Genomic DNA, 22,314 nt, shown 5'->3' with positions numbered 1-22,314 from the left:
AAAACCCCATGGCACGCAGCCATCCGCTCGAGAAATACCGCAATATCGGTATTATGGCGCATATCGACGCCGGTAAAACCACCACCACCGAGCGTATCCTTTATTACACCGGCAAGTCCTACAAGATCGGCGAAGTCCATGACGGCGCTGCCACGATGGACTGGATGGAACAGGAGCAGGAACGCGGCATCACGATCACGTCGGCCGCGACGACCTGCTTCTGGAACGACCACCGCATCAACATCATCGACACCCCCGGCCACGTTGACTTCACGATTGAAGTTGAACGTTCGCTGCGCGTGCTCGACGGTGCGGTTGCGTGCTTCGACGGCGTTGCCGGCGTGGAGCCGCAGTCGGAAACCGTGTGGCGTCAGGCTGACAAGTACGGGGTTCCCCGTATGTGCTTTATCAATAAGTTAGACCGTACTGGCGCTAACTTTAAGTACTGCGTGCAGTCGATCATCGACCGCCTCGGTGCGAAGCCGGCCGTGCTGTACATTCCGATCGGTCTCGAAGCCGATCTGAAGGGGCTGGTCGACCTGGTTCACAACCGTGCGATCATCTGGAAGGACGAATCGCTGGGCGCCGAATTCTTCTACGAAGAAATCCCGGCTGAACTGGCTGATGAAGCTGCCGAATACCGCTCGAACCTCATCGAACTGGCCGTCGAACAGGACGACGAGGCGATGGAAGCCTATCTTGAAGGCAACGAGCCGGACGTCGACACGCTCAAGAAGCTGATCCGCAAGGGTACGCTCAACCAGTCGTTCGTTCCCGTTTGCTGTGGTTCGGCGTTCAAGAACAAGGGCGTTCAGCCCCTGCTCGACGCCGTGGTCGACTATCTGCCTTCGCCGCTCGACATTCCTGACGTCCAGGGCGTCAAGATGGACAGCGACGAGCCCGACAGCCGTCCCGCCACCGACGATGCGCCGTTCTCGGCTCTGGCCTTCAAGGTCATGAACGATCCCTTCGTGGGTTCGCTCACCTTCATCCGCATCTATTCGGGTACGCTCACCAAGGGCACTTACCTGAACTCGGTGAAGGACAAGAAGGAAAAGGTCGGTCGTATGCTGGAAATGCATGCGAACGAGCGTAAGGACATTGACGAAGCCTTCGCGGGCGACATCATTGCTTTGGCCGGTATGAAGGAAACGACGACCGGTGACACGCTGTGCGCCGAACGTCAGCCGATCGTGCTGGAACGCATGGAATTCCCCGAGCCGGTGATCGAACTGTCGGTGGAGCCCAAGACCAAGGCTGACCAGGAAAAGATGGGCGTCGCCCTGAACCGCCTGTCGGCTGAAGATCCTTCGTTCCGCGTTTCGACCGATCACGAATCGGGCCAGACCATCATCAAGGGCATGGGCGAACTTCACCTGGACATCATCGTCGACCGTATGCGTCGCGAGTTCAAGGTCGAAGCCAACGTCGGCGCTCCGCAGGTGGCTTACCGCGAATATCTGGCCAAGCCGGTCGACATCGACTTCACCCATAAGAAGCAGTCGGGTGGTACGGGTCAGTTCGGTCGCGTGAAGGTCAAGGTCCAGCCGGGTGAACGCGGTTCGGGCATCACCTTCAAGGACGAAATCAAGGGCGGTAACATTCCGAAGGAATATATCCCCGCGATTGAAAAGGGCTTCCGTGAAACGGCCGCTACGGGCTCGCTCATCGGCTTCCCGATCATCGACTTCGAAATCGTGCTGTATGACGGTGCGTACCACGACGTCGACTCGTCGGCTCTGGCGTTCGAAATCTGTGCTCGCGGCGCCATGCGCGAAGTGGCTCAGAAGGCCGGCATCAAAGTGCTGGAACCGATCATGAAGGTCGAAGTCGTCACCCCTGAAGAATTCATGGGCGACGTGATCGGCGACATCAACAGCCGCCGTGGTCAGATCCAGGGCACCGACAGCCGCGGCAACGCACAGGTTGTCGAAGCCATGGTGCCGCTGGCCAACATGTTTGGTTACGTGAACCAGCTGCGCTCGTTTACCCAGGGCCGCGCCCAGTACACGATGCAGTTCTCGCACTATGACGAAGTGCCGGCGAACGTTGCCACCGAACTGAAGGCCAAGATGGCCTGAGGATAAATTGATGCTGTCGGGGCTGGGGTGCAACATGCGCTTGCCAGCGCCGACAGATCACGCTAGGGGCGGCGCCTGAATTTCAGGCGAGTCTGGCAGGTGCCGTCTCGTGCAGAAATCTCATTTGAACGAAAAGAAGGTTTGAAACATGGCTAAGGCTAAGTTTGAGCGGACCAAGCCGCACTGCAACATCGGCACCATCGGTCACGTTGACCACGGCAAGACGACCCTGACGGCTGCTATCACCAAGGTGCTGGCTGAAACCGGCGGCGCGACGTTCACGGACTACGCGAACATCGACAAGGCTCCCGAAGAGCGCGAACGCGGCATCACGATTTCGACGGCTCACGTCGAATACGAAACCGCCAACCGTCACTATGCTCACGTCGACTGCCCGGGTCACGCTGACTACGTGAAGAACATGATCACAGGTGCTGCCCAGATGGACGGCGCGATCCTGGTGGTGAACGCTGCTGACGGCCCGATGCCGCAGACCCGCGAGCACATCCTGCTTGCTCGTCAGGTCGGCGTGCCCGCTCTGGTCGTGTACATGAACAAGGTTGACCAGGTCGACGACGCGGAAATCCTTGAGCTCGTCGAGCTGGAAATCCGCGAACTGCTGTCGTCTTACGACTTCCCCGGCGACGACATCCCCGTGATCCCGGGTTCGGCTCTGGCCGCTCTCGAAGGTCGTGACGATGCCATCGGCAAGGAATCGATCTACAAGCTGATGGAAGCTGTGGACAACTACATTCCGCAGCCCCCCCGTCCGACCGACAAGCCCTTCCTGATGCCCGTCGAAGACGTGTTCTCGATCTCGGGTCGTGGTACGGTTGTGACCGGCCGCGTCGAAACCGGCATCATCAAGGTTGGTGAAGAAGTCGAAATCGTTGGCCTGAAGGCTACCGCCAAGACCACCGTGACCGGCGTGGAAATGTTCCGCAAGCTGCTCGATCAGGGTGAAGCTGGCGACAACATCGGCGCTCTGTGCCGTGGTATCAAGCGTGAAGACGTTGAGCGCGGTCAGGTTCTGGCCAAGCCCGGCACCTGCACCCCGCACACCAACTTCGAATCGGAAGTGTACGTGCTGTCGAAGGACGAAGGTGGCCGTCACACGCCGTTCTTCGCCAACTATCGTCCGCAGTTCTACTTCCGCACGACCGACGTCACCGGTTCGGTCACGCTGCCCGAAGGCACCGAAATGGTCATGCCTGGCGACAACGTGAAGCTGCAGGTTGAACTGATCGCGCCGATCGCCATGGACGAAGGTCTCCGCTTCGCTATTCGCGAAGGCGGCCGTACCGTTGGTTCGGGCGTTGTGGCCAAGATCACGAAGTAATTAAAGCTTGCCCGCCGGTGGATTTCGGTCTACCGGCGGGTTCGTTTTTTCGCCGACTGCTTGGTTGCCTGTTTTCACGGGTGAGGCGGTCGGATTTCTTTTTAGCTCTTTCTCATCGGTAGCAGGACATGGAAGCTCAAAACATCCGCATTCGCCTGAAGGCATTCGATCACCGCGTGCTGGATCAGGCCACCGGCGAGATCGCCGACACCGCCCGTCGCACGGGCGCACTCATTCGCGGGCCCATTCCGCTGCCGACCAAGATCGAGAAGTTCTGCGTTAACCGCGGACCCCACATCGACAAGAAGTCGCGCGAGCAGTTTGAAGTTCGCACCTACAAGCGTCTGCTGGACATCGTTCAGCCGAACGCCGCGACCGTCGATGCGCTGATGAAGCTCGATCTCGCCGCAGGCGTCAACGTTGAAATCAAGCTGGCATAAAGGGATTGCGTCTGCTAAGGGCGCGACCTCTGGCCGCATCTGATTCGGCCATTTGCCAGAAATGGTGCCTGCGCAGGCAAGCCTGCAAAGGAATATGGGATACCTCCGGAAGTCTCGCTGATCAGTAATGATTGGCACTTGTTTCGGGCAGCGTCCCCCGTCTTGTCGGGCCTGAGATGGCCTGACGTTCAGCCCGGACGGGGCTCGCTTCGCACATTTGGGTTGACACGCCTGTGGTGGATGGTCCGCTGCAGGCCTCTGTAAGGAGTAAAAGGTCATGCGCACCGGCGTGATCGCTAAGAAGGTGGGGATGACCCGCCTTTTCCAGGAAGACGGACGTCACGTTCCCGTGACCGTTTTGTCGCTGGAAGACTGCCAGGTGGTTTCGGTTCGTACCGCTGAGCGCGACGGTTATGTCGCTCTGCAGCTGGGTGCGGGCGCCGCCAAGCAAAAGAATGTCAACAAGCCGCAGCGTGAACAGTTCGCCAAGGCTGAAGTTCCGCTGAAGATGGAAGTTGCCGAATTCCGCGTGGCCGATGACGCCGTGCTGGAAGTTGGTTCGACCATCGCTGCCTCGCACTTTGTGTCGGGCCAGTTGGTTGACATCACCGGCCACACTCAGGGTAAGGGCTTCTCGGGCGCTATGAAGCGCTGGGGCTTCGGCGGTATGCGCGCCACCCACGGTGTGTCGATCTCTCACCGTGCGCATGGTTCGACGGGTAACCGTCAGGATCCGGGTCGCGTCTTCAAGAACAAGAAGATGGCTGGTCATCAGGGTGATCGTCAGCGCACCCAGCAGAATCTCGAAGTTGTCCGCACCGATGACGCGCGCGGCCTGGTTTTCGTGAAGGGCTCTGTGCCCGGCGCGAAGAACGGCTGGTTGCTCGTCCGCGATTCGGTCAAGGTTGCTCGTCATGCCGACGCTCCGTACCCCGCCGCGATCAAGTCGGCTGTGGTCGATGCTGCTCCGGCTGTCGAAGCTGCCGAAGGTCAGGAGGGCTAAGTCGTGGTCAAGGTAACTCTGCAAAACCTCGACGGTTCGGCCGCTGCTGGCGAAATCGAACTGAACGATGCTGTGTTCGGCCTTGAGCCGCGCGCCGACATCCTTCACCGCGTTGTCACGTGGCAGCTCGAAAACCGTCGCGGCACTGCCCGTGGCGCTCGTGAGCGTAGCGATGTGGCTCGCACCGGCAAGAAGTTCGGTAACCAGAAGGGTGGCGGTACCGCTCGTCATGGTGACCGCAAGGCTCCGATCTTCATCGGCGGTGGTAAGGCTCATGGTCCTCGCGTCCGTGACTTCAACCTGTCGCTGAACAAGAAGATCCGCGCTCTGGGTCTGAAGCTTGCTCTGTCGTCGAAGGTGAACAGCGGCCTGGTGGTCGTTGAGAATCTCGAACTGGCTGAAGCCAAGACCAAGGTGCTGGCCGCGACGCTCGCTTCGGCTGGTTTCGCTGGCAAGGTGCTGGTGATCGACGGCGAAGCAGTGAACGAGAACTTCGCTCGCGCTGCCGGCAACATCGTCGGCGTAAACGTACTGCCCGCCGTGGGCGCCAACGTTTACGACATCCTGAAGCATGACACGCTGGTGCTGACCCGCGCCGCTGTCGAAAAGCTGGAGGCCCGTTTCAATGGCTAAGGACAGCATCGACACGCGTCATTATGACGTGATTGTGGCGCCCCACATCACCGAAAAGACCACGCTCCTTTCCGAGAACAACGCTGTTGTGTTCAAGGTTGCTGAGCGTGCGACCAAGCCTGAAATTAAGGCTGCGGTTGAAGCTCTGTTCGGCGTGAAGGTGACGGGTGTGAACACCCTGACCCAGAAGGGCAAGACCAAGCGCTGGAAGGGCAAGCCCTACAAGCGCACCGACGTCAAGAAGGCCGTTGTGACCCTGGCTGCTGGCCAGTCGATCGACGTGACCAGCGGGATCTGAGGGCGGTAGAACATGGCACTCAAGAGCTATAATCCGACCAGCCCGGCCCGTCGTGGCCTCGTCCTGGTTGACAAGAGCGCCCTCTGGAAGGGCAAGCCGGTCAAGGCGCTTACCGAAGGTAAGAGCAAGACCGGTGGTCGTAACAACAAGGGTCACGTGACCAGCCGCGGTATCGGTGGTGGCCACAAGCAGCGCTATCGTTTTATCGATTTCAAGCGTCGCAAGTGGGACCAGCCGGCAACCGTTGAGCGTCTGGAATATGATCCCAACCGCACCGCGTTCATCGCCCTCGTTAAGTACGAAGACGGTGAGCAGACCTACATCATCGCACCGCAGCGTCTGGCCGTTGGCGACACCATTGTCGCTGGCGAAAAGACCGACGTGAAGCCCGGCAACGCCATGCTTCTGTCGCAGATCCCCGTTGGCACCATCATCCACAACGTGGAAATGAAGCCGGGCAAGGGTGGTCAGATCGCTCGTTCGGCCGGCACTTATGTGCAGGTCGTTGGTCGTGACCGTGGTCTGGTGATCGTTCGTCTGAACTCGGGCGAACAGCGCTACCTGCGTGGCGATTGCATGGGCACCGTTGGCGCCGTGTCGAACCCCGACAACGCCAACACCAACCTTGCAAAGGCCGGTCGCAACCGTTGGCTTGGCCAGCGTCCGCTTACCCGCGGCGTTGCCAAGAACCCGGTCGACCACCCGCATGGTGGTGGTGAAGGCCGTACTTCGGGCGGTCGTCATCCTGTTACGCCGTGGGGCAAGCCTACCAAGGGCGCTCGCACCCGTCATAACAAGAAGACTGACGGCATGATCATCCGCTCGCGTCACGCGAAGAAGAAGAGGTAATCGACAATGGCTCGTTCCGTCTGGAAAGGTCCTTTCGTCGACCTGCACCTGCTGAAAAAGGCCGAGGTCGCCCAGGATGCTGGCAACCGTGCCGGCCCGATCAAGACCTGGTCGCGTCGGTCGACGATCCTGCCGACGTTCGTTGGTTTGACGTTCAACGTCTACAACGGGCATAAGTTCATCCCCGTGTCCGTCAATGAGGACATGGTCGGCCACAAGCTGGGCGAATTCGCGCCGACGCGCACGTTCCCCGGTCACGCCGCTGACAAGAAGGGCAAGCGCTAATGAGCAAGCCTAAAGCCCCCCGTCGCGTTGGCGACAAGGAAGCGCTGTCGGTTGGTACCACCATCCGTGGCTCGGCCCAGAAGCTGAACCTGGTTGCGGCCCTTATCCGCAACCAAAAGGCTGAAGATGCGCTGAACATCCTGTCCTTCTCGAAGAAGGCCATGGCGGTTGACGCTCGCAAGGTGCTGGCTTCGGCCATCGCCAACGCCGAAAACAACCACAACCTCGACGTGGACAGCCTCGTCGTGGTTGAGGCTTCGGTCGGCAAGTCGATCACGATGAAGCGCTTTCACACTCGCGGCCGTGGCAAGTCCACCCGCATCCTGAAGCCCTTCAGCCGTCTGCGCATCGTGGTGCGCGAAGTTCAGGAGGCCTGATCCATGGGTCATAAGAGCAACCCCATTGGTCTGCGCCTGCAGATCAACCGCACCTGGGACAGCCGTTGGTACGCCGAAGGCCGCGCCTATGGTAAGCTGCTTGAGGAAGACCTCAAGATGCGCAAGTTCATCTTCAAGTCGCTGCCGCAGGCCGCGATTTCGAAGGTGGTGATCGAACGCCCCGCCAAGGTGTGCCGCGTTTCGATCTTTGCGGCCCGTCCGGGCGTGATCATTGGCAAGAAGGGCGCTGACATTGAAAAGCTGCGCCTTCAGCTTGCCAAGTTCACCGGCAGCGACGTCAAGCTGAACATTGTCGAAATCCGTAAGCCGGAAATCGACTCGAAGCTTGTCGCCCAGGGCATCGCCGATCAGCTGATCCGCCGTGTTGCCTTCCGTCGCGCCATGAAGCGCTCGGTTCAGTCGGCTCTGCGTCTTGGCGCGGAAGGCATCAAGATCACCTGTTCGGGTCGTCTTGGTGGCGCCGAAATCGCGCGTATCGAATGGTACCGCGAAGGCCGCGTTCCGCTTCACACTCTGCGTGCTAACATCGACTATGCCGAAGCCGAGGCCCTTACCGCCTATGGTATCATCGGTATCAAGGTGTGGATCTTCAAGGGTGAAATCCTTGGTCACGATCCGATGGCGCAGGACCGTCTCATGATGGAGGCCCAGACCTCCGGCGTGCGTCCTGCACGTTGAGGTTGAGGTAACAGATCATGTTGCAACCGAAGAAGACCAAGTTCCGCAAGGCGTTCAAGGGCCGTTTGCACGGCAACGCCAAGGGCGGCACCGACCTGAACTTCGGCTCGTATGGCCTTAAGGCCCTCGAGCCGGAGCGGGTCACCGCTCGTCAGATCGAAGCTGCACGTCGTGCCATTCAGCGTCACCTGCGTCGTCAGGGCCGCCTGTGGATCCGCGTGTTCCCCGATCTGCCCGTCTCGAAGAAGCCTGCTGAAGTCCGTCAGGGTAAGGGCAAGGGTTCGATCGAATATTGGGCTGCTCGCGTAAAGCCGGGCAAGATCCTGTTCGAACTGGACGGCGTTTCGGGTGAGCTGGCTGCTGGTGCGTTCGAGCGCGCCGCAATGAAGCTGCCGATCAAGACCAAGGTTGTTGCCAAGCTTGGCGACACCTCGCACCTGGGAGGCGAATAATGACCAAGATCGCTGATCTGCGTGCCAAGAGCGATGACCAGCTGGTTGCCGAGCTGGGCGATCTGAAGCGCGAGGCCTTCAACCTCCGCTTTCAGGCCGCCACCAACCAGCTTGAGCGTCCTGCACGCATCAAGGAAGTGCGCCGCGATATCGCCCGCATCAAGACGCTCCAGAGTGAGCGTTCTGTTGCAGCGAAGGCGTAAGGAGACAACCATGCCCAAGCGTATTCTGGTCGGGACGGTTGTTTCCGACAAGACCGACAAGACCGTGGTCGTGAAGGTCGAACGTAAGGTGAAGCACCCCCTTTATGGGAAGATCATCCGTCGTTCGAAGAAGTATCACGCCCACGACGAAGACAACGCCTTCAAGGCTGGCGAAGTTGTCCGCATCGAAGAAACCGCCCCGATCTCGAAGCTGAAGAGCTGGAAGGTGATTGAGCGGGTTCAGGCGGGCAAGGGCGTCGCCGTCGAAGCGGACGTCTAAGGTCGTTGAAAAAATCTCTGGCGCTCTGACCCGAATCGGGTTAGGGCGCCGGACCGCTTCACGGTGCCCGTTCGCGCGGGCGCCGTTTTTTGGAACTGCCGGACTTGTTCCGGCAAGCCTAACGTAAGGAACCGGATCCATGATCCAGATGCAATCCCAGCTTGACGTCGCTGACAACAGCGGTGCCAAGCGCGTCCAGTGCATTAAGGTGCTGGGTGGATCGAAGCGTCGTACCGCTGGCGTTGGCGACATCATCGTGGTGTCGATCAAGGAAGCCCAGCCGCGCGCCAAGGTCAAAAAGGGCGACGTTCACCGTGCGGTGATCGTTCGTACCCGCAAGGACGTTCGTCGTCCCGACGGTTCGGTTATCCGTTTCGACGGTAACGCGGCTGTGCTGATCAACAAGAACGCTGAGCCCATCGGCACGCGTATCTTTGGCCCCGTCGTGCGTGAACTGCGCGCCAAGGGCTACATGAAGATCATCTCGCTGGCTCCGGAGGTTCTGTAATGTCCGCTGCTAAGATCAAGAAGGGCGACAATGTGATCGTCCGTTCGGGCAAGGACAAGGGCCGTACCGGCACCGTTCTGTCCGTCCTGCCGAAGGAAGGCAAGGTTGTGGTTGCCGGCGTGAATGTCGCTGCCCGTCACCGCAAGCCGACCCAGGTGAACCCGCAGGGTGGCATCGAGCGCCGTGAAGCGCCGATGGCTATCAGCAAGGTTGGTCTCGTCGATCCGAAGACCGGTGCGGCAACCCGCATCCGCTTCGAGGAAAAGGACGGCAAGAAGGTCCGCGTGGCCGTGAAGTCCGGGGAGGCTATCGATGGCTGATAAGTACACTCCGCGTCTCAAGACCAAGTATGACGCCGAAATCGTAGCTGCGATGACGGAAAAGTTTGGTTACAAGAATGCGCTCGAAATCCCGAAGATCGAGAAGATCACGCTCAACATGGGCGTGGGTGAAGGCACGCAGGACCGTAAGAAGGTCCAGACCGCTGCCGCCGAAATGGAAGCCATTGCCGGTCAGAAGCCGGTGGTGACCCGCGCCAAGAAGTCGGTTGCGCAGTTCAAGCTGCGTGAAGGCATGGCGATCGGTTGCAAGGTTACGCTGCGTCGCGAGCGTATGTACGAATTTCTTGACCGTCTGATCACGGTTGCGATGCCCCGCATTCGCGACTTTCGTGGCCTGAATCCGAAGAGCTTCGACGGCCGTGGCAACTATGCCATGGGTCTGAAAGAGCAGATCATCTTCCCGGAAATCAGCTACGATCAGATCGACAAGGTGCGTGGCATGGACATCATCGTCACCACCTCGGCCAAGACCGACGAAGAAGCACGCGAACTGCTGCGTCTCTTCGGTTTCCCGTTCACTGCCACCGCCGAAGCCAAGCAGGCGGCGTGAGCGAGCAAGATTGAGAAAGAGAGCTTAAGTCCATGGCGAAACTGAGTTCGATCAACAAGAACGAGCGTCGTAAGGCCCTCGTCAAGAAGTACGCTGCGAAGTACGCGAGCCTGAAGGCTATTGCTGACGACGAATCGGCTGATGAAACCGAGCGTCTGATTGCCCGCCTCAAGCTGGCCGAGATTCCCCGTAACGGGAACCCGACCCGCGTGCGCAACCGTTGCGCAACCACCGGCCGCCCGCGCGGCTACTATCGCAAGTTCGGCCTGTGCCGCGTTGAGCTGCGTGATCTCGCCAACAAGGGCATGATCCCCGGCGTGACGAAGTCGAGCTGGTAAGGAACCAAAGCGATGGCATTGACCGATCCTCTGGGTGATATGCTCACCCGTATCCGCAACGGCCAGCAGGCGAAGAAGGATTCCGTCCTTTCGCCGGCTTCGAAGCTGCGTTCGCGCGTCCTCGAAGTGCTCCAGCGCGAAGGCTATATCCGTGGCTATTCGGAAGACGCTACTGGCGTTCACCCGCAGCTGCGTATCGAGCTGAAGTATTTCGAAGGCGAGCCCGCGATCAAACATCTCGCTCGCGTCTCCAAGCCGGGTCGCCGTGTGTACTCGGGCAGCAAAGAACTGCCTGTGGTGCGTAACGGCCTTGGCATCACCATCGTCTCGACGCCGCGTGGCGTGCTCTCGGATGCCGAAGCGCGCGCTGCCAACGTCGGTGGCGAAGTGCTGGCGGAGGTGTTCTAATGAGCCGCATTGGTAAGAAGCCTGTTGCCATTCCGGCAGGTGTCTCGGCGAACATCGCCGATGGCCTTCTGACCGTGAAGGGCCCCAAGGGCACGCTGACGCTGAACCTGCGCGATGAAATCAGCTATGCTGTTGACGGTGACACCATTCTGGTGAAGCCCGCCAACGACACGAAGCAGGCTCGCGCTTTCTGGGGGATGCAGCGCACGCTCGTCTCGAACCTGGTCACCGGTGTTACCGAAGGTTACACCAAGACCCTGCAAATCACCGGTGTGGGCTATCGCGCCACCGCGCAGGGCAAGGTGCTCAAGCTTCAGCTGGGCTACAGCCACGACGTCAACTTCGACGTTCCCGAAGGCATCGAAATCAAGACTCCGGATAACACCACCGTCCTGATTTCCGGTATCGACAAGCAGAAGGTGGGTCAGGTTGCGGCCGAGATCCGTCGCTGGCGTAAGCCCGAGCCCTATAAGGGCAAGGGCATCAAGTACGCTGGCGAGTTCATCTTCCGCAAGGAAGGGAAGAAGAAGTAATGGCCAAGCTGTCTCTGTTCGAGCGCCGTCGTCGGCGCGTTCGTACCGCTCTGAAGGCTCGTGCCGGTGGGCGTCCTCGTCTTTCGGTGCACCGTTCGGGTCGCCACATCTACGCCCAGATCATCGACGATGCTGCTGGTCGTACCCTCGTTTCGGCCTCGTCGCTGAAAAAGGGCAGCAAGGTTATCGGCGCCAATGTCGATGCCGCTGCTGTTGTGGGCAAGGAACTGGCGGAAGCCGCCAAGGCCGCTGGCGTCACCACTGTCGTGTTCGATCGCGGCGGTTTCCTGTTCCATGGCCGCGTCAAGGCGCTGGCCGATGCCGCCCGTGAAGGCGGGCTGGAGTTCTGACAATGGCTGACGAAACCAACCTTGAAACCGGTGCCGTTGTCGGCGCTGAAGCTGCTCCCGAGGGCAACGAGCGTGAAGGTCGTCGTGGTCGTGGTCGCGGACGTGATGGCGAGCGTGGCGAAGGCCGCGGTCGTGGTCGCCGCGATGACCGTCGCGGCAAGAATGACGAGGAACAGGGTGAAGAGCTGATTGAAAAGCTCGTTCACATCAACCGCGTCAGCAAGACCGTGAAGGGCGGTAAGCGCTTCGGCTTTGCTGCTCTCGTCGTTGTCGGCGATGGCAAGGGTCGCGTTGGCTTTGGTCATGGCAAGGCACGCGAAGTGCCCGAAGCCATCACCAAGGCGACTGCCTCGGCCAAGAAGAAGATGGTTCGCGTTCCGCTCAAGGAAGGCCGCACTCTTCACCACGACGGCAAGGGCCACTTCGGCGCTGGCAATGTGAGCGTTCGTTCGGCCCCGGCCGGTACGGGCATCATCGCTGGCGGCCCGATGCGCGCTGTCTTCGAAAGCCTGGGCGTTCATGACGTGGTGACCAAGTCGGTCGGCACCTCGAACCCCTACAACATGATCCGCGCCACTTTCGACGCTCTGACCGACCAGTCGAGCCCGAAGTCGGTGGCGCAGCGTCGCGGCAAGAAGGTCACCGACCTGCTGAACCGTGATGGTCATCACCACACCGAGGCGCAGCTTGAAGCTGCTGCCGCTGCGATTACGGAGTAAGCGCAATGGCAACTATCAAGATCAAGCAGATCGGTTCGCCGATCCGTCGTCCCGAAGCTCAGCGCAAGATGCTGATCGGTCTGGGCCTCAACAAGATGAATCGCGTTGTCGAATTGACGGATACCCCCGAAGTTCGCGGCACGATCGCTCGCTTGCCTCATCTGGTGGCTGTGGTCGACTAAGGTCACGCTAGCAGATTAAAGCACAAGACAAGGCCTCGGAGCGATCCGGGGCCTTTTCTTGTTGGCAATACGCGATGTTAAGATCCGGAATTTAGCCTCGCTGGTATGCTTTCGGGGTTAAACCTATTTCACGTTGTTCGTGCACTTTGCTGGCCCGCGCAGCCCGGCATGTTCAGGCTATGGCTTGCTTTGGTCGTTGTGCTTCACCACGTAACTCGGATCGAGGTTGGGAAGGCGCCCGTCCTGATCTTCTTTACATTGAGCGGGTTTTGGGTTCATCGGGTTTGGCATGACCAATATGCGAATACTCGAGCGCCTTGGCTAAGCTTTTGCATCAGCCGGTGGTGGCGTATTGCGCCCATGATGGCCGTCGCAAGCGTGCTAAGCATCTGCGCACACGCCGCTTCGCATGACGCTGATTGGACCCTTATCCGAGCGCAGCCATTAGCCCAGTCCTTGTTGCCTTTGACTATCTTGGGCTATGCGCAATTGGCTACGCGGCCGGTTGGACCGGCATGGTCTCTCGATATTGAAATGCAATTTTACCTCGTCGCGCCGATTTTGATCTTTTTCGTTCAAAGGTTCAAACCCGTTTGGGTGTTCGGCTTAGGCTACATGTGCTTTGTGGGCGGACTTTGGCTGGGGTGGGGTGTTACCTTGCCCTCGTTCCTGATCTTCTTTCTGTTTGGTCTCCTGGCATCAGTACACACATGGACCGTCTCTCAGCGGCTCGCACAATGGAGTTTTTATGCGCCATTGGGGCTCGTTACGCTTTTGTCCTTGTCGCCTTGGTCGGTGCAGTGCTTGAAAGAAGGGGGTGACTATTCGGCACTCATGAATTTTGCACTGGCGCTTGGTTTGCTGCCGTTTTCGTTAAATTCGGTTTTCCAAAAATCGGATCGGATTGATCGGATGGCGGGTGACTTTTCGTATGTCATTTATTTGATGCACTGGCCCGCCATCATATTGTTGCGCTTTTCAGGCTGGGGCGGTGGCGCTTTGGCCGCTTCGATATTGGGTTTGGTGGTTCTGTCGGCCTTGTTGTGGCGTTGGTATGATCGGCCCATCGAGCATTTGCGTAAACGTTGGGTCCAGCGTCGAATGACGCTGGGTGATGAGGATCGCAGGAAAAGGGGTGACAGTTCGACTCAATTCGCCTAAGGGCGCGCCTTCCATCAAGCGCGTCAAAAGCGAAAGCGAGTGCAGATTATGACCAAGTTGAATGATATCCGTGACAATGCTGGTGCCCGCCACCGTCGTATCCGCGTCGGCCGCGGCATCGGTTCGGGTAAGGGCAAGACCGCTGGCCGCGGCCAGAAGGGTGCCAAGGCACGTTCGGGCGTGTCGATCAATGGCTTCGAAGGCGGCCAGATGCCGCTTCACATGCGTCTGCCGAAGCGTGGTTTCAACAACCCGTTTGGCAAGGACTATGCTGAAGTGAACCTCGGCATGGTGCAGAAGGCGATCGACGCTGGCAAGCTTGACCTGTCGGCTGTTGTCGATCACGCGGCCCTCAAGAACGCTGGCCTGGCCCGTGGTGGCAAGGACGGCGTGCGCCTGCTCGGCAAGGGCGTGTTCAGCGCCAAGGTCAGCTTCAAGGTTGCCGGCGTTTCGGCCGGTGCCAAGGCTGCTGTTGAAGCTGCTGGCGGTTCGGTTGAAGTACCGGCTGTCGCTGCGGCTGCTGAGTAATTTGGTTTGGATTTGCGGGCGGGGGTTGTATCCCCGCCCGCAGTCCTTATCCTTTCCCGTCTATGGGTAAAGGTCCGCCGCCCATTTTGGCGGCCAGGGTCAGGGTTTGAGCAATCCTATGGCATCGCGCGCCGATAATATCGCCAGCACACTCAGTCTCGCCAACTTTTCCAAGGCGACGGAACTCAAGAGCCGCATTTGGTTCACCGTCGGGGCGCTGATTGTCTTCCGTTTCTTGAGCTTTGTCCCGCTTCCGGGCGTTAACCCGCTGGTTCTTCAGCAGTTGTACGCCAAGACGCAGGGTGGCATTCTCGACATCTTCAACACATTCTCGGGCGGCAGCCTTGAGCGCATGAGTCTCATTGCGCTTGGCGTCATGCCCTATATCACGGCCTCGATTGTCGTTCAGCTTGCCGCTTCGTTGCATCCGGCGCTGGCCTCCTTGAAGAAAGAAGGAGAGAGCGGCCGAAAGAAGCTGAATCAGTGGACCCGCTATGGCGCGGTCCTTCTGACGGCGATTCAGGGCTGGGCGATCGCGTCAGGTCTTGAGGCTTATGGCACTTCGGCTGGTCTTCAGGCTGTTGTCATTCCGGGCCTTTTGTTCCGCGTTTGCACCGTGATCTCGCTGATCGGTGGCACGATGTTCCTGCTGTGGCTGGGTGAGCAGATCACCAGCCGTGGTATTGGTAACGGCACGTCGCTGATCATCATGGCGGGTATCGTCGCCCAGATGCCGCAGTTCTTCATCCAACTGTTTGAAGGCGGGCGTTCGGGTTCGGTGAACGGGCTGACCATTTTTGCGATGGTCGCGCTGGTTGTCGGCATGATTCTGTTCATCAGCTTCATGGAGCGCGCCACGCGTCGTCTGCTGATCCAGTATCCCAAGCGTGCGACTCAGAACGGCATGATGCAGGCGGATCGCAGCCATCTGCCGCTTAAGATCAATACTGCGGGCGTCATTCCGCCGATTTTTGCCAGTTCGCTTCTGCTGCTGCCGCTGACGATCACCCAGTTTGCCGGTAAGTCGGTTTCGCCCGACACATTCATGGGTAATGTGATTGTTCAACTCAATCAGTATCTGGGCCATGGTAAGCCGCTCTACATGTTGCTCTATGCTCTGGGCATTGTGTTCTTCTGCTTCTTCTACACCGCTGTGGTGTTCAATCCGGAAGAAACGGCGGACAACCTGAAGCGCAATGGTGGGTTCATTCCTGGCATCCGTCCGGGCAAGAACACGTCGACCTATCTCGACTATGTCCTGACGCGAATCACGGTAATCGGCGCTGCCTATATTACCATAGTATGTGTTGTGCCCGAGTTCTTCATGGAGCAAACCGGGTTGCGGCTGGTGGTGGCTGGCGGCACGAGCTTGCTTATCGTGGTGAACGTGACCGTAGATACCATCACTCAGATCCAGTCGCATCTTTTGGCTCACCAGTATGGTGATCTGATCAAGAAGGCGAAACTCAAGGGGCGGATGCGCTAACGCGCTCCGCCTTGAAGGTCTGAACGGAGGGGAGAGACCTGTGAATATCATTTTGCTTGGACCGCCGGGGGCCGGTAAGGGCACTCAGGCCCAGCGCCTTGTTGAGCGCCACGGATTTCGTCAGCTGTCGACGGGGGACATGCTGCGTGCTGCTGTGAAGGCTGGTACGCCGGTTGGTCTTGAGGCCAAGGCTGTCATGGAGCGCGGCGAACTGGTTTCGGATGCGATCGTTTCTGCGCTGATCGGTGAGGAACTGGACAGCATGGGGGCGGGCGCAGGCGCTATTTTTGACGGGTATCCGCGAACAGCGGCACAGGCTGAATCGCTGGACGGCATTCTGGCACAGCGTGGGCGCAAGCTTGATCATGTGATCGAACTGGACGTCGATGAGGATGCGCTGGTGGAGCGTATTACGGGCCGTTTTACCTGCGCCAACTGCGGCAAGGGCTATCACGACAAGTTTGAGCAGCCCAAGCAGTTCGGTGTTTGCGACAAGTGCAACGGAACGGAATTCAAGCGTCGCCCTGACGATAACGAAGCCACTGTGCGTACGCGTATGGCCGAATATCGCGCAAAGACTGCGCCGATCCTTCCAATCTATGAAGCGCGCGGCATTGTTTCGCGTGTCAATGGCATGGCGGAATTGGGCCACGTTACGGATGCGATTGAACGTATTATCGCTTGACGGATTTTGCTTCGGCCTTGTTTGCGATTAGCAGATAAGGCCGAAGTTGATCGGTGCCGGTTTTTGGGATTGGCGAATTCACTTGATGCGGGAACCGATCGGAATTTTCCGATTTACCTTTCCGCAAATTTTTGATCGCTCGCGTTGACTTGTCTCGCGAATCGGTTTAGGCGCGCTCCTCACACGTCGAAAACGGGTCAGTCCGGCAGGATGCACTGTTGATTGTGCGCCAGTCGGGCTTTTTGCCGTCAGGTGCTTGGCTTTCGTCGTTGTGAAAAGCGTTGAGATGGGGGTGCGGTGCATGATGCTTCGTAGAGAAGCTGTCCCGTTGCATCCCTGTGGAGCATGGAGAAAAGAGTGGCTCGTATTGCCGGGGTAAATATCCCCACCAACAAGCGCGTTATCATCGCGCTGACCTACATTCATGGTATCGGCTCGTTCAAGGCCAAGCAGATCGCTGACAAGCTGGGTATCGACCACAGCCGTCGCGTTCAGGATCTGTCGGACGCTGAAGTCCTGCACATCCGTGAAACCATTGACGCCGAACACACCGTGGAAGGCGATCTTCGTCGTGAAACCGCGATGAACATCAAGCGTCTGATGGATTTGGCCTGCTACCGCGGCCTGCGTCACCGTAAGGGTCTGCCCGTTCGCGGTCAGCGCACCCACACCAACGCCCGTACCCGTAAGGGTAAGGCCAAGCCCATCGCTGGCAAGAAGAAGTAAGCGTTTTTCGCTAGCTTCATCTGTTTGACCGGAAGACGAGGATAAGATCCCATGGCACGTGAACCCCAGCGCCTTCGCAAGCGGGAACGTAAGAATATTTCTAGCGGCATCGCTCATGTGAATGCCAGCTTCAACAACACGATGGTGACCATCACCGACGCTCAGGGCAATGCGATCAGCTGGTCCAGCGCTGGCATGATGGGCTTCAAGGGTAGCCGTAAGTCGACTCCGTATGCCGCTCAGGTGGCCGCGGATGACGCTGGCAAGAAGGCCGCCGAGCATGGCGTCCGTACTCTGGAAGTCGAAGTCAAGGGCCCGGGTTCGGGCCGTGAAAGCGCACTGCGTGCTCTGCAGGCCGTGGGTTTCACCATCACCTCGATTCGCGATGTGACCCCGATTCCGCACAATGGTGTGCGTCCTTCGAAGCGTCGCCGCGTCTGATCGTGCTTGCGCGGGCGGCATAGTGTCGCCCGCGCAGCCACAAGGATCGACCGCGGCCCGCATCGTGCGGGAGCGCCGTGGTCGTTCCCGCCAGTAGAGAAATCAGGGGAAGTCCATGACTGTCAACATCAAGAACTGGCAGGAACTGAAGAAGCCCAACAGCCTCGAAGTCAAGCCGGGGAACGACCCCAAGCGCCGCGCGACCTTCGTCGCCGAACCGCTGGAACGCGGTTTCGGTCTGACGCTGGGCAATGCGCTGCGTCGCGTTCTGCTTTCTTCTCTGCAGGGCGCTGCGATCACCTCGATCAAGATCGAGAACGTGCTGCATGAATTCAGCTCGTTGGCCGGTGTGCGTGAAGACGTCACCGACATCGTGCTGAACGTGAAGCAGATCGCGCTCAAGATGCAGGGCGAAGGCCCCAAGCGTTTGCAACTCTCGGCCACGGGGCCGGGCGAAGTACGCGCTGGCGACATCGCGGTGACGGGCGATATCGAGGTCATGAACAAGGACCTCGTGATTTGCCACCTCGACGAAGGTGCAACGCTGAACATGGAACTGACCGCCGATACTGGCAAGGGTTATGTTCCGGCCGTTCAGAACCGTCCTGTGGATGCGCCGATCGGTCTTATCCCGGTCGACTCGCTCTATTCCCCGGTGCGGCAGGTCAGCTACAAGGTTGACAATGCACGTATCGGTCAGGAACTGGACTTCGACAAGCTGAGCCTTTCGGTGGAAACCGACGGCACGGTTACGCCGGAAGACGCAGTGGCTTATGCTGCTCGTATTTTGCAGGACCAGCTGGCTCTGTTCGTCCACTTCGAAGACATCGCTCCGGTTGGTGCGGCTCCGATGATCGGTGGCATGGCCGCTGCTGCTCCGGAAGAAGGTGACACGAATCAGCTCAACCGTTATCTTCTCAAGAAGGTGGACGAACTGGAACTGTCGGTCCGTTCGGCCAACTGCCTCAAGAACGACAACATCATCTACATCGGCGATCTGGTTCAGAAGACCGAAGCCGAGATGCTGCGCACGCCGAACTTCGGCCGCAAGTCGCTCAACGAGATCAAGGAAGTGCTGTCTTCGATGGGGCTGCGTCTGGGGATGGACATCCCCGGTTGGCCGCCTGAAAACATCGAGGAAATGGCCAAGAAGCTCGAACAAGAGCTGCTGGGTTAACAGTTTCGGCGGGGCTGGGAGACCGGCCCCGCCAAACGGTTTTGGCGGCTGCCGTAAATGTCCGCCTGGATCGGGGTACCTAAACCGGCCCCCCTACGAACGCGAAGGAATATACAATGCGTCATAAGTACGGCCAGCGTAAGCTGAACCGCACCAGCCAGCACCGCCAATCGCTGCTGCGCAACCTGTCGGCTTCGCTCATCAAGCACGAGCAGATCCTGACCACTGTTCCCAAGGCCAAGGAACTGCGTCCCTACATCGAAAAGCTGATCACGCTGGCAAAGCGTGGCGGTCTTTCGAACCGTCGTCTGGCGCATGCCCGCCTTCAGGACGACGGTCAGCTGGTAAAGCTGTTCGACGTTCTGGCTTCGCGCTATTCGGATCGCAACGGTGGTTACACCCGCGTGATCAAGGCTGGCATCCGTGCTTCGGACGCTGCGCCTCTGGCGATTATCGAACTGGTTGACCGTGACGTGGCCGCTAAGGGCCAGGACTCGGGTCCGGTTCTGACTGCGGATGAAGGTGAGGAATAATCCTCGCTGACCTCCAAAGGTCGCAATAGAAAACCCCTGCGGCAGTCGATGCCACGGGGGTTTTTCTTTGGCTGCTGGCCGCCCAAATTATCGGAACGGAGGTTCGCGGAACGCGCGCAGCTTGCGTGAATGCAGCCGCTGCCCTTCGGCGCGCAACAGGTCGACGGTGGTGGTGCCGATGGCTAAATGCGCGGCGATAGCTTCTTCATAGAACCTATTTGCTTGGCCGGGCAGCTTGATCTCACCGTGCAAGGGTTTGTCCGAGACGCAGAGCAAGGTTCCATAGGGAACGCGGAAGCGGTAACCCTGCGCGGCAATGGTTGCACTCTCCATATCGATGCCAACGGCGCGGCTAAGGCTGAAACGTTGCGCTGATAATGTGTAGCGCAATTCCCAGTTGCGGTCGTCGGTCGTGACGACGGTGCCTGTGCGCAGGCGCTTTTTCAGATTGGCGCCGGTCTGTCCCGAAATGATTTCGGCGGCATGTTCCAACGCGCGCTGAACTTCGGCGATGGCAGGGATAGGGATTTCCGGCGGCAGGACCGGGTCCAGCACGTGATCGTCGCGCAAATAGGCATGGGCCAGCACGTAGTCGCCGATTTTCTGCGTGTCGCGCAGCCCACCACAATGGCCGATCATCAGCCATGCTTCGGGGCGCAGAACAGCAAGGTGATCGCAAATCGTCTTGGCGTTGGATGGACCAACGCCGATGTTGACCAGCGTAATGCCGCTCCGGTTCGGGCCGATCAGGTGATAGGCTGGCATCTGGTGCCGTCTCCAGGCGGTGTCAGAGAGCAGTACACGCGCATTTTCATGCCGTTGGGTCAAATATAGGCCGCCTGCGCCTGAAAGCGCTGTATAGCCATTCTCGCCCAGTTGCTGGCCCGCCCAATCGACGAATTCGTCGACATAGCGGTGATAGTTGGTGAACAGGATATAGCGCTGAAAATGGCTGGGGCTGGTCCCCGTATAGTGCGCCAACCGGGCCAGACTGAAATCGGTGCGCAACCCGTCGAACAACGCCAGTGGCATCGATTGCCCATCCTGTCCCATATCAACCAGACCATCGGACAGTTCGTCCCCGATCAGGGCGAGTTCCGTGGTCGGGAAATGCTGCGCAAGTTCCCATGGCTTTGCCGATGTCGCGTTGGTGGCGTCAAGGACATAGGGGAAGGGGATCTGCTGCGTCGAGCGTGCGACTTCGACCTCGATTTCGTAATCCTCGGCCAGCGTCAGCAATTGCTCTGCGAGGTATCCGGCGAAGAGATGCGGCTTGGTGACGGTGGTTGCATAAGATCCGGCATCGTTGAGCCGTCCAAAGGCGCGACTGGCGTCAGGATGCGTCTCGCGACCAGAGTAATGCACCCGCAATTCGGGATAGCACCATGCATTCTCGGCCACGCGAGAAGCGGGGGGAATAGTGCCGTCTTCGGCAAATGCCTGAATGTCGGCGCGAAGTGTTGCGACGGCGCCGTCATAGATAGCGCCCAATTGAGTGATGATGTGTTCTGTGTTCATGCCTTGAAACTATCGCAGTTGCGGCGCGCTGCAAGGGGGCTGATGAACTGCGCGCCTTGACGGCGTAAGTTTACCGCGCAAGGATGGACAATCGGGGCGCAAGGATAGGGCTTCGAAAATCTTGGGAGAGAGAGAATGCGCAAATCGGGCTTACGAGCCGTTGTGATCGCATCATTGCTTGGTAACGTTTTCATAACTGGGGCAGCGATAGCCCAAAACGCCGCCGGCGATCCCGGTCCGGTGATCGACGTTCATATGCATGCCGGGGATTTTGCCAGTGGGGGGATGCCGATGTGCCCCAATGCTGAGCGTTTTCTGGCCTCGGACCCTGCCGATGGGCCAGAGGCTCCGTTTGGGTGGTCAAAGGAGGATTGCACACCTCGGCTCTATCCTGCGGCCAAGGGGCAATATATGCCCGAGGTGATCGCGGAGATGAAGCGCCTGAATGTGACCGGCGTGTTCTTTGGTGATCCCGCAGAGGTCAAGAAATGGCAAGCCGCCGCGCCAGATCGCGTTATTCCAGGGACGGCTTTCAAGAGCGTCCAAACCCCGGATCAGGCCGATCAGTTGAAGCGGCTTGAAGTGTCCTTCACCAAAGACGGTTTTAAGGTGATGGGCGAGATCGGCCTGCAATACGAAGGGATCTCACCCAGCGACATGCGCGCCGAACCCTATTTCGCTTTGGCAGAAAAGCTGGATATTCCGGTCGCGATTCATATGGGCACTGGTGGTTCCGGGCGCGCGAATGTAGGCCGTTCGTCCTTCCGCGGATCGATGGGCAACCCGTTGTTGCTCGAAGACCTTCTGGCCCGCCACCCTAAGTTGCGGGTGCAGGTGATGCACGCGGGTTATCCGATGGCGGAAAATATGCTGACGCTGCTGCAAGCCAACAGCCATGTCTATGTCGATATTGCCGGACTGATCTGGTCCTATCCGCGCAAGGAAGTGAACCGCTATATCCAGCGTCTTGTCGATGGCGGGTTTGGTGACCGGGTCATGTATGGGACCGATCAATTGCTGTGGCCGGGCCTGATGGCCTATTCCATCGGCATCATTCAGAACGCAGATTACCTGACGCCAGAGCAGAAGCGCGACATTCTTTACAACAATGCCGCTCGGTTCCTGCGCATCAAGAAATAAGGCCACGAAAAAGGGGGCGCGGTTTCCCACGCCCCCAATTCTTTGAGCCGG

32 protein-coding genes are annotated in these 22,314 nt (G+C 58.9%); 31 read left to right on the top strand and 1 reads right to left on the bottom strand.

Going from position 1 to position 22,314, the window contains the following annotated elements:
- Window positions 1–8 precede the first annotated feature (8 nt).
- The 30 genes from fusA to rplQ all read left to right on the top strand — a co-directional run bounded on the left by fusA (window position 9) and on the right by rplQ (window position 19,605).
- The gene (gene fusA, locus AC2S2E_RS16420) at window positions 9–2,081 is read left to right on the top strand and encodes an elongation factor G (protein WP_476107410.1); all 2,073 of its coding nucleotides are present in this window, start codon (window positions 9–11) and stop codon (window positions 2,079–2,081) included.
- A gap of 148 nt (window positions 2,082–2,229) precedes the next feature.
- Window positions 2,230–3,420, top strand: a complete 1,191-nt coding sequence (gene tuf, locus AC2S2E_RS16415) for an elongation factor Tu (RefSeq protein WP_476107407.1) — start codon at window positions 2,230–2,232, stop codon at window positions 3,418–3,420.
- A gap of 128 nt (window positions 3,421–3,548) precedes the next feature.
- Window positions 3,549–3,860, top strand: a complete 312-nt coding sequence (rpsJ, locus tag AC2S2E_RS16410; RefSeq protein ID WP_091146544.1) for a 30S ribosomal protein S10 — start codon at window positions 3,549–3,551, stop codon at window positions 3,858–3,860.
- Between the two features lie 277 nt (window positions 3,861–4,137).
- A complete protein-coding gene (gene rplC / locus AC2S2E_RS16405) occupies window positions 4,138–4,863 on the top strand; it encodes a 50S ribosomal protein L3 (protein WP_476107404.1) in 726 nt (241 codons plus the stop codon).
- A gap of 3 nt (window positions 4,864–4,866) precedes the next feature.
- On the top strand, window positions 4,867–5,496 hold the full coding sequence (rplD, locus tag AC2S2E_RS16400) for a 50S ribosomal protein L4 (protein ID WP_476107402.1): 630 nt from the start codon (window positions 4,867–4,869) through the stop codon (window positions 5,494–5,496).
- On the top strand, window positions 5,489–5,794 hold the full coding sequence (locus AC2S2E_RS16395) for a 50S ribosomal protein L23 (protein WP_476107401.1): 306 nt from the start codon (window positions 5,489–5,491) through the stop codon (window positions 5,792–5,794). The genes rplD and AC2S2E_RS16395 overlap by 8 nt, the downstream gene beginning before the upstream one ends.
- 12 nt (window positions 5,795–5,806) lie before the next feature.
- Window positions 5,807–6,643: a 50S ribosomal protein L2 gene (gene rplB, locus AC2S2E_RS16390; RefSeq protein WP_168603828.1), complete on the top strand. Its 837-nt coding sequence runs from the start codon at window positions 5,807–5,809 to the stop codon at window positions 6,641–6,643.
- Window positions 6,644–6,649: 6 nt separating this feature from the next.
- Window positions 6,650–6,928: a 30S ribosomal protein S19 gene (gene rpsS, locus AC2S2E_RS16385; protein WP_168603827.1), complete on the top strand. Its 279-nt coding sequence runs from the start codon at window positions 6,650–6,652 to the stop codon at window positions 6,926–6,928.
- Window positions 6,928–7,305 carry a 50S ribosomal protein L22 gene (gene rplV / locus AC2S2E_RS16380; RefSeq protein ID WP_476107398.1) on the top strand — a complete coding sequence of 126 codons (378 nt, stop codon included), beginning with the start codon at window positions 6,928–6,930 and terminating at the stop codon, window positions 7,303–7,305. The genes rpsS and rplV overlap by 1 nt, the downstream gene beginning before the upstream one ends.
- Window positions 7,306–7,308: 3 nt before the next feature.
- Entirely contained in the window at window positions 7,309–8,004 is a 696-nt protein-coding gene (rpsC, locus tag AC2S2E_RS16375; RefSeq protein ID WP_476107396.1) for a 30S ribosomal protein S3, read from the top strand.
- A gap of 17 nt (window positions 8,005–8,021) precedes the next feature.
- On the top strand, window positions 8,022–8,456 hold the full coding sequence (gene rplP, locus AC2S2E_RS16370) for a 50S ribosomal protein L16 (protein ID WP_476107394.1): 435 nt from the start codon (window positions 8,022–8,024) through the stop codon (window positions 8,454–8,456).
- Window positions 8,456–8,659 carry a 50S ribosomal protein L29 gene (gene rpmC, locus AC2S2E_RS16365; RefSeq protein WP_273616993.1) on the top strand — a complete coding sequence of 68 codons (204 nt, stop codon included), beginning with the start codon at window positions 8,456–8,458 and terminating at the stop codon, window positions 8,657–8,659. Before rplP ends, rpmC begins: the two co-directional genes overlap by 1 nt.
- A 10-nt stretch (window positions 8,660–8,669) precedes the next feature.
- Window positions 8,670–8,939 (top strand): 30S ribosomal protein S17, encoded by a 270-nt coding sequence (gene rpsQ / locus AC2S2E_RS16360; protein WP_476107390.1) that lies wholly within the window; start codon window positions 8,670–8,672, stop codon window positions 8,937–8,939.
- Between the two features lie 139 nt (window positions 8,940–9,078).
- Window positions 9,079–9,447 carry a 50S ribosomal protein L14 gene (gene rplN / locus AC2S2E_RS16355; protein ID WP_110869606.1) on the top strand — a complete coding sequence of 123 codons (369 nt, stop codon included), beginning with the start codon at window positions 9,079–9,081 and terminating at the stop codon, window positions 9,445–9,447.
- Window positions 9,447–9,767, top strand: coding sequence for a 50S ribosomal protein L24 (gene rplX, locus AC2S2E_RS16350; protein ID WP_290008879.1), 321 nt, complete (start codon window positions 9,447–9,449; stop codon window positions 9,765–9,767). Before rplN ends, rplX begins: the two co-directional genes overlap by 1 nt.
- On the top strand, window positions 9,760–10,338 hold the full coding sequence (gene rplE, locus AC2S2E_RS16345) for a 50S ribosomal protein L5 (protein WP_476107388.1): 579 nt from the start codon (window positions 9,760–9,762) through the stop codon (window positions 10,336–10,338). Before rplX ends, rplE begins: the two co-directional genes overlap by 8 nt.
- Window positions 10,339–10,370: 32 nt before the next feature.
- Window positions 10,371–10,676, top strand: a complete 306-nt coding sequence (gene rpsN, locus AC2S2E_RS16340) for a 30S ribosomal protein S14 (RefSeq protein ID WP_274175718.1) — start codon at window positions 10,371–10,373, stop codon at window positions 10,674–10,676.
- A 12-nt stretch (window positions 10,677–10,688) separates the two neighbouring features.
- Window positions 10,689–11,084 carry a 30S ribosomal protein S8 gene (gene rpsH, locus AC2S2E_RS16335; RefSeq protein ID WP_172342597.1) on the top strand — a complete coding sequence of 132 codons (396 nt, stop codon included), beginning with the start codon at window positions 10,689–10,691 and terminating at the stop codon, window positions 11,082–11,084.
- Entirely contained in the window at window positions 11,084–11,617 is a 534-nt protein-coding gene (rplF, locus tag AC2S2E_RS16330; RefSeq protein WP_476107381.1) for a 50S ribosomal protein L6, read from the top strand. Before rpsH ends, rplF begins: the two co-directional genes overlap by 1 nt.
- The gene (gene rplR / locus AC2S2E_RS16325) at window positions 11,617–11,967 is read left to right on the top strand and encodes a 50S ribosomal protein L18 (RefSeq protein WP_476107379.1); all 351 of its coding nucleotides are present in this window, start codon (window positions 11,617–11,619) and stop codon (window positions 11,965–11,967) included. The genes rplF and rplR overlap by 1 nt, the downstream gene beginning before the upstream one ends.
- Before the next feature lie 2 nt (window positions 11,968–11,969).
- The gene (gene rpsE, locus AC2S2E_RS16320) at window positions 11,970–12,686 is read left to right on the top strand and encodes a 30S ribosomal protein S5 (protein ID WP_476107376.1); all 717 of its coding nucleotides are present in this window, start codon (window positions 11,970–11,972) and stop codon (window positions 12,684–12,686) included.
- A gap of 5 nt (window positions 12,687–12,691) precedes the next feature.
- Window positions 12,692–12,868, top strand: a complete 177-nt coding sequence (rpmD, locus tag AC2S2E_RS16315; RefSeq protein ID WP_172342593.1) for a 50S ribosomal protein L30 — start codon at window positions 12,692–12,694, stop codon at window positions 12,866–12,868.
- 105 nt (window positions 12,869–12,973) lie between these two features.
- Complete coding sequence (locus tag AC2S2E_RS16310) at window positions 12,974–14,029, top strand: acyltransferase family protein (protein ID WP_486523093.1); 1,056 nt, start codon at window positions 12,974–12,976, stop codon at window positions 14,027–14,029.
- Between the two features lie 48 nt (window positions 14,030–14,077).
- The gene (rplO, locus tag AC2S2E_RS16305) at window positions 14,078–14,557 is read left to right on the top strand and encodes a 50S ribosomal protein L15 (RefSeq protein ID WP_476107371.1); all 480 of its coding nucleotides are present in this window, start codon (window positions 14,078–14,080) and stop codon (window positions 14,555–14,557) included.
- Between the two features lie 118 nt (window positions 14,558–14,675).
- The gene (gene secY / locus AC2S2E_RS16300; protein ID WP_476107370.1) at window positions 14,676–16,043 is read left to right on the top strand and encodes a preprotein translocase subunit SecY; all 1,368 of its coding nucleotides are present in this window, start codon (window positions 14,676–14,678) and stop codon (window positions 16,041–16,043) included.
- 40 nt (window positions 16,044–16,083) lie between these two features.
- Window positions 16,084–16,728, top strand: a complete 645-nt coding sequence (locus AC2S2E_RS16295) for an adenylate kinase (protein WP_476107369.1) — start codon at window positions 16,084–16,086, stop codon at window positions 16,726–16,728.
- 357 nt (window positions 16,729–17,085) lie between these two features.
- On the top strand, window positions 17,086–17,454 hold the full coding sequence (gene rpsM / locus AC2S2E_RS16290; protein ID WP_168603812.1) for a 30S ribosomal protein S13: 369 nt from the start codon (window positions 17,086–17,088) through the stop codon (window positions 17,452–17,454).
- Between the two features lie 51 nt (window positions 17,455–17,505).
- Window positions 17,506–17,895: a 30S ribosomal protein S11 gene (gene rpsK, locus AC2S2E_RS16285; RefSeq protein ID WP_168603811.1), complete on the top strand. Its 390-nt coding sequence runs from the start codon at window positions 17,506–17,508 to the stop codon at window positions 17,893–17,895.
- A gap of 115 nt (window positions 17,896–18,010) precedes the next feature.
- Window positions 18,011–19,072, top strand: a complete 1,062-nt coding sequence (locus AC2S2E_RS16280) for a DNA-directed RNA polymerase subunit alpha (protein WP_476107368.1) — start codon at window positions 18,011–18,013, stop codon at window positions 19,070–19,072.
- Between the two features lie 116 nt (window positions 19,073–19,188).
- Entirely contained in the window at window positions 19,189–19,605 is a 417-nt protein-coding gene (gene rplQ / locus AC2S2E_RS16275; RefSeq protein WP_476107366.1) for a 50S ribosomal protein L17, read from the top strand.
- 87 nt (window positions 19,606–19,692) lie between these two features.
- Here rplQ and AC2S2E_RS16270 read toward each other — a convergent pair whose 3' ends face one another.
- Complete coding sequence (locus AC2S2E_RS16270; protein ID WP_486523092.1) at window positions 19,693–21,123, bottom strand: AMP nucleosidase; 1,431 nt, start codon at window positions 21,121–21,123, stop codon at window positions 19,693–19,695.
- Window positions 21,124–21,414: 291 nt separating this feature from the next.
- Here AC2S2E_RS16270 and AC2S2E_RS16265 point away from each other — a divergent pair, with 291 nt between their 5' ends.
- A complete protein-coding gene (locus tag AC2S2E_RS16265; protein WP_486523091.1) occupies window positions 21,415–22,263 on the top strand; it encodes an amidohydrolase family protein in 849 nt (282 codons plus the stop codon).
- Window positions 22,264–22,314 lie beyond the last annotated feature (51 nt).

Source organism: Novosphingobium sp. 550D, from assembly GCF_057401885.1.
The sequence above is the reverse complement of the archived record's forward strand: the minus strand, read 5'-3'. Positions and strand labels throughout refer to the sequence as shown.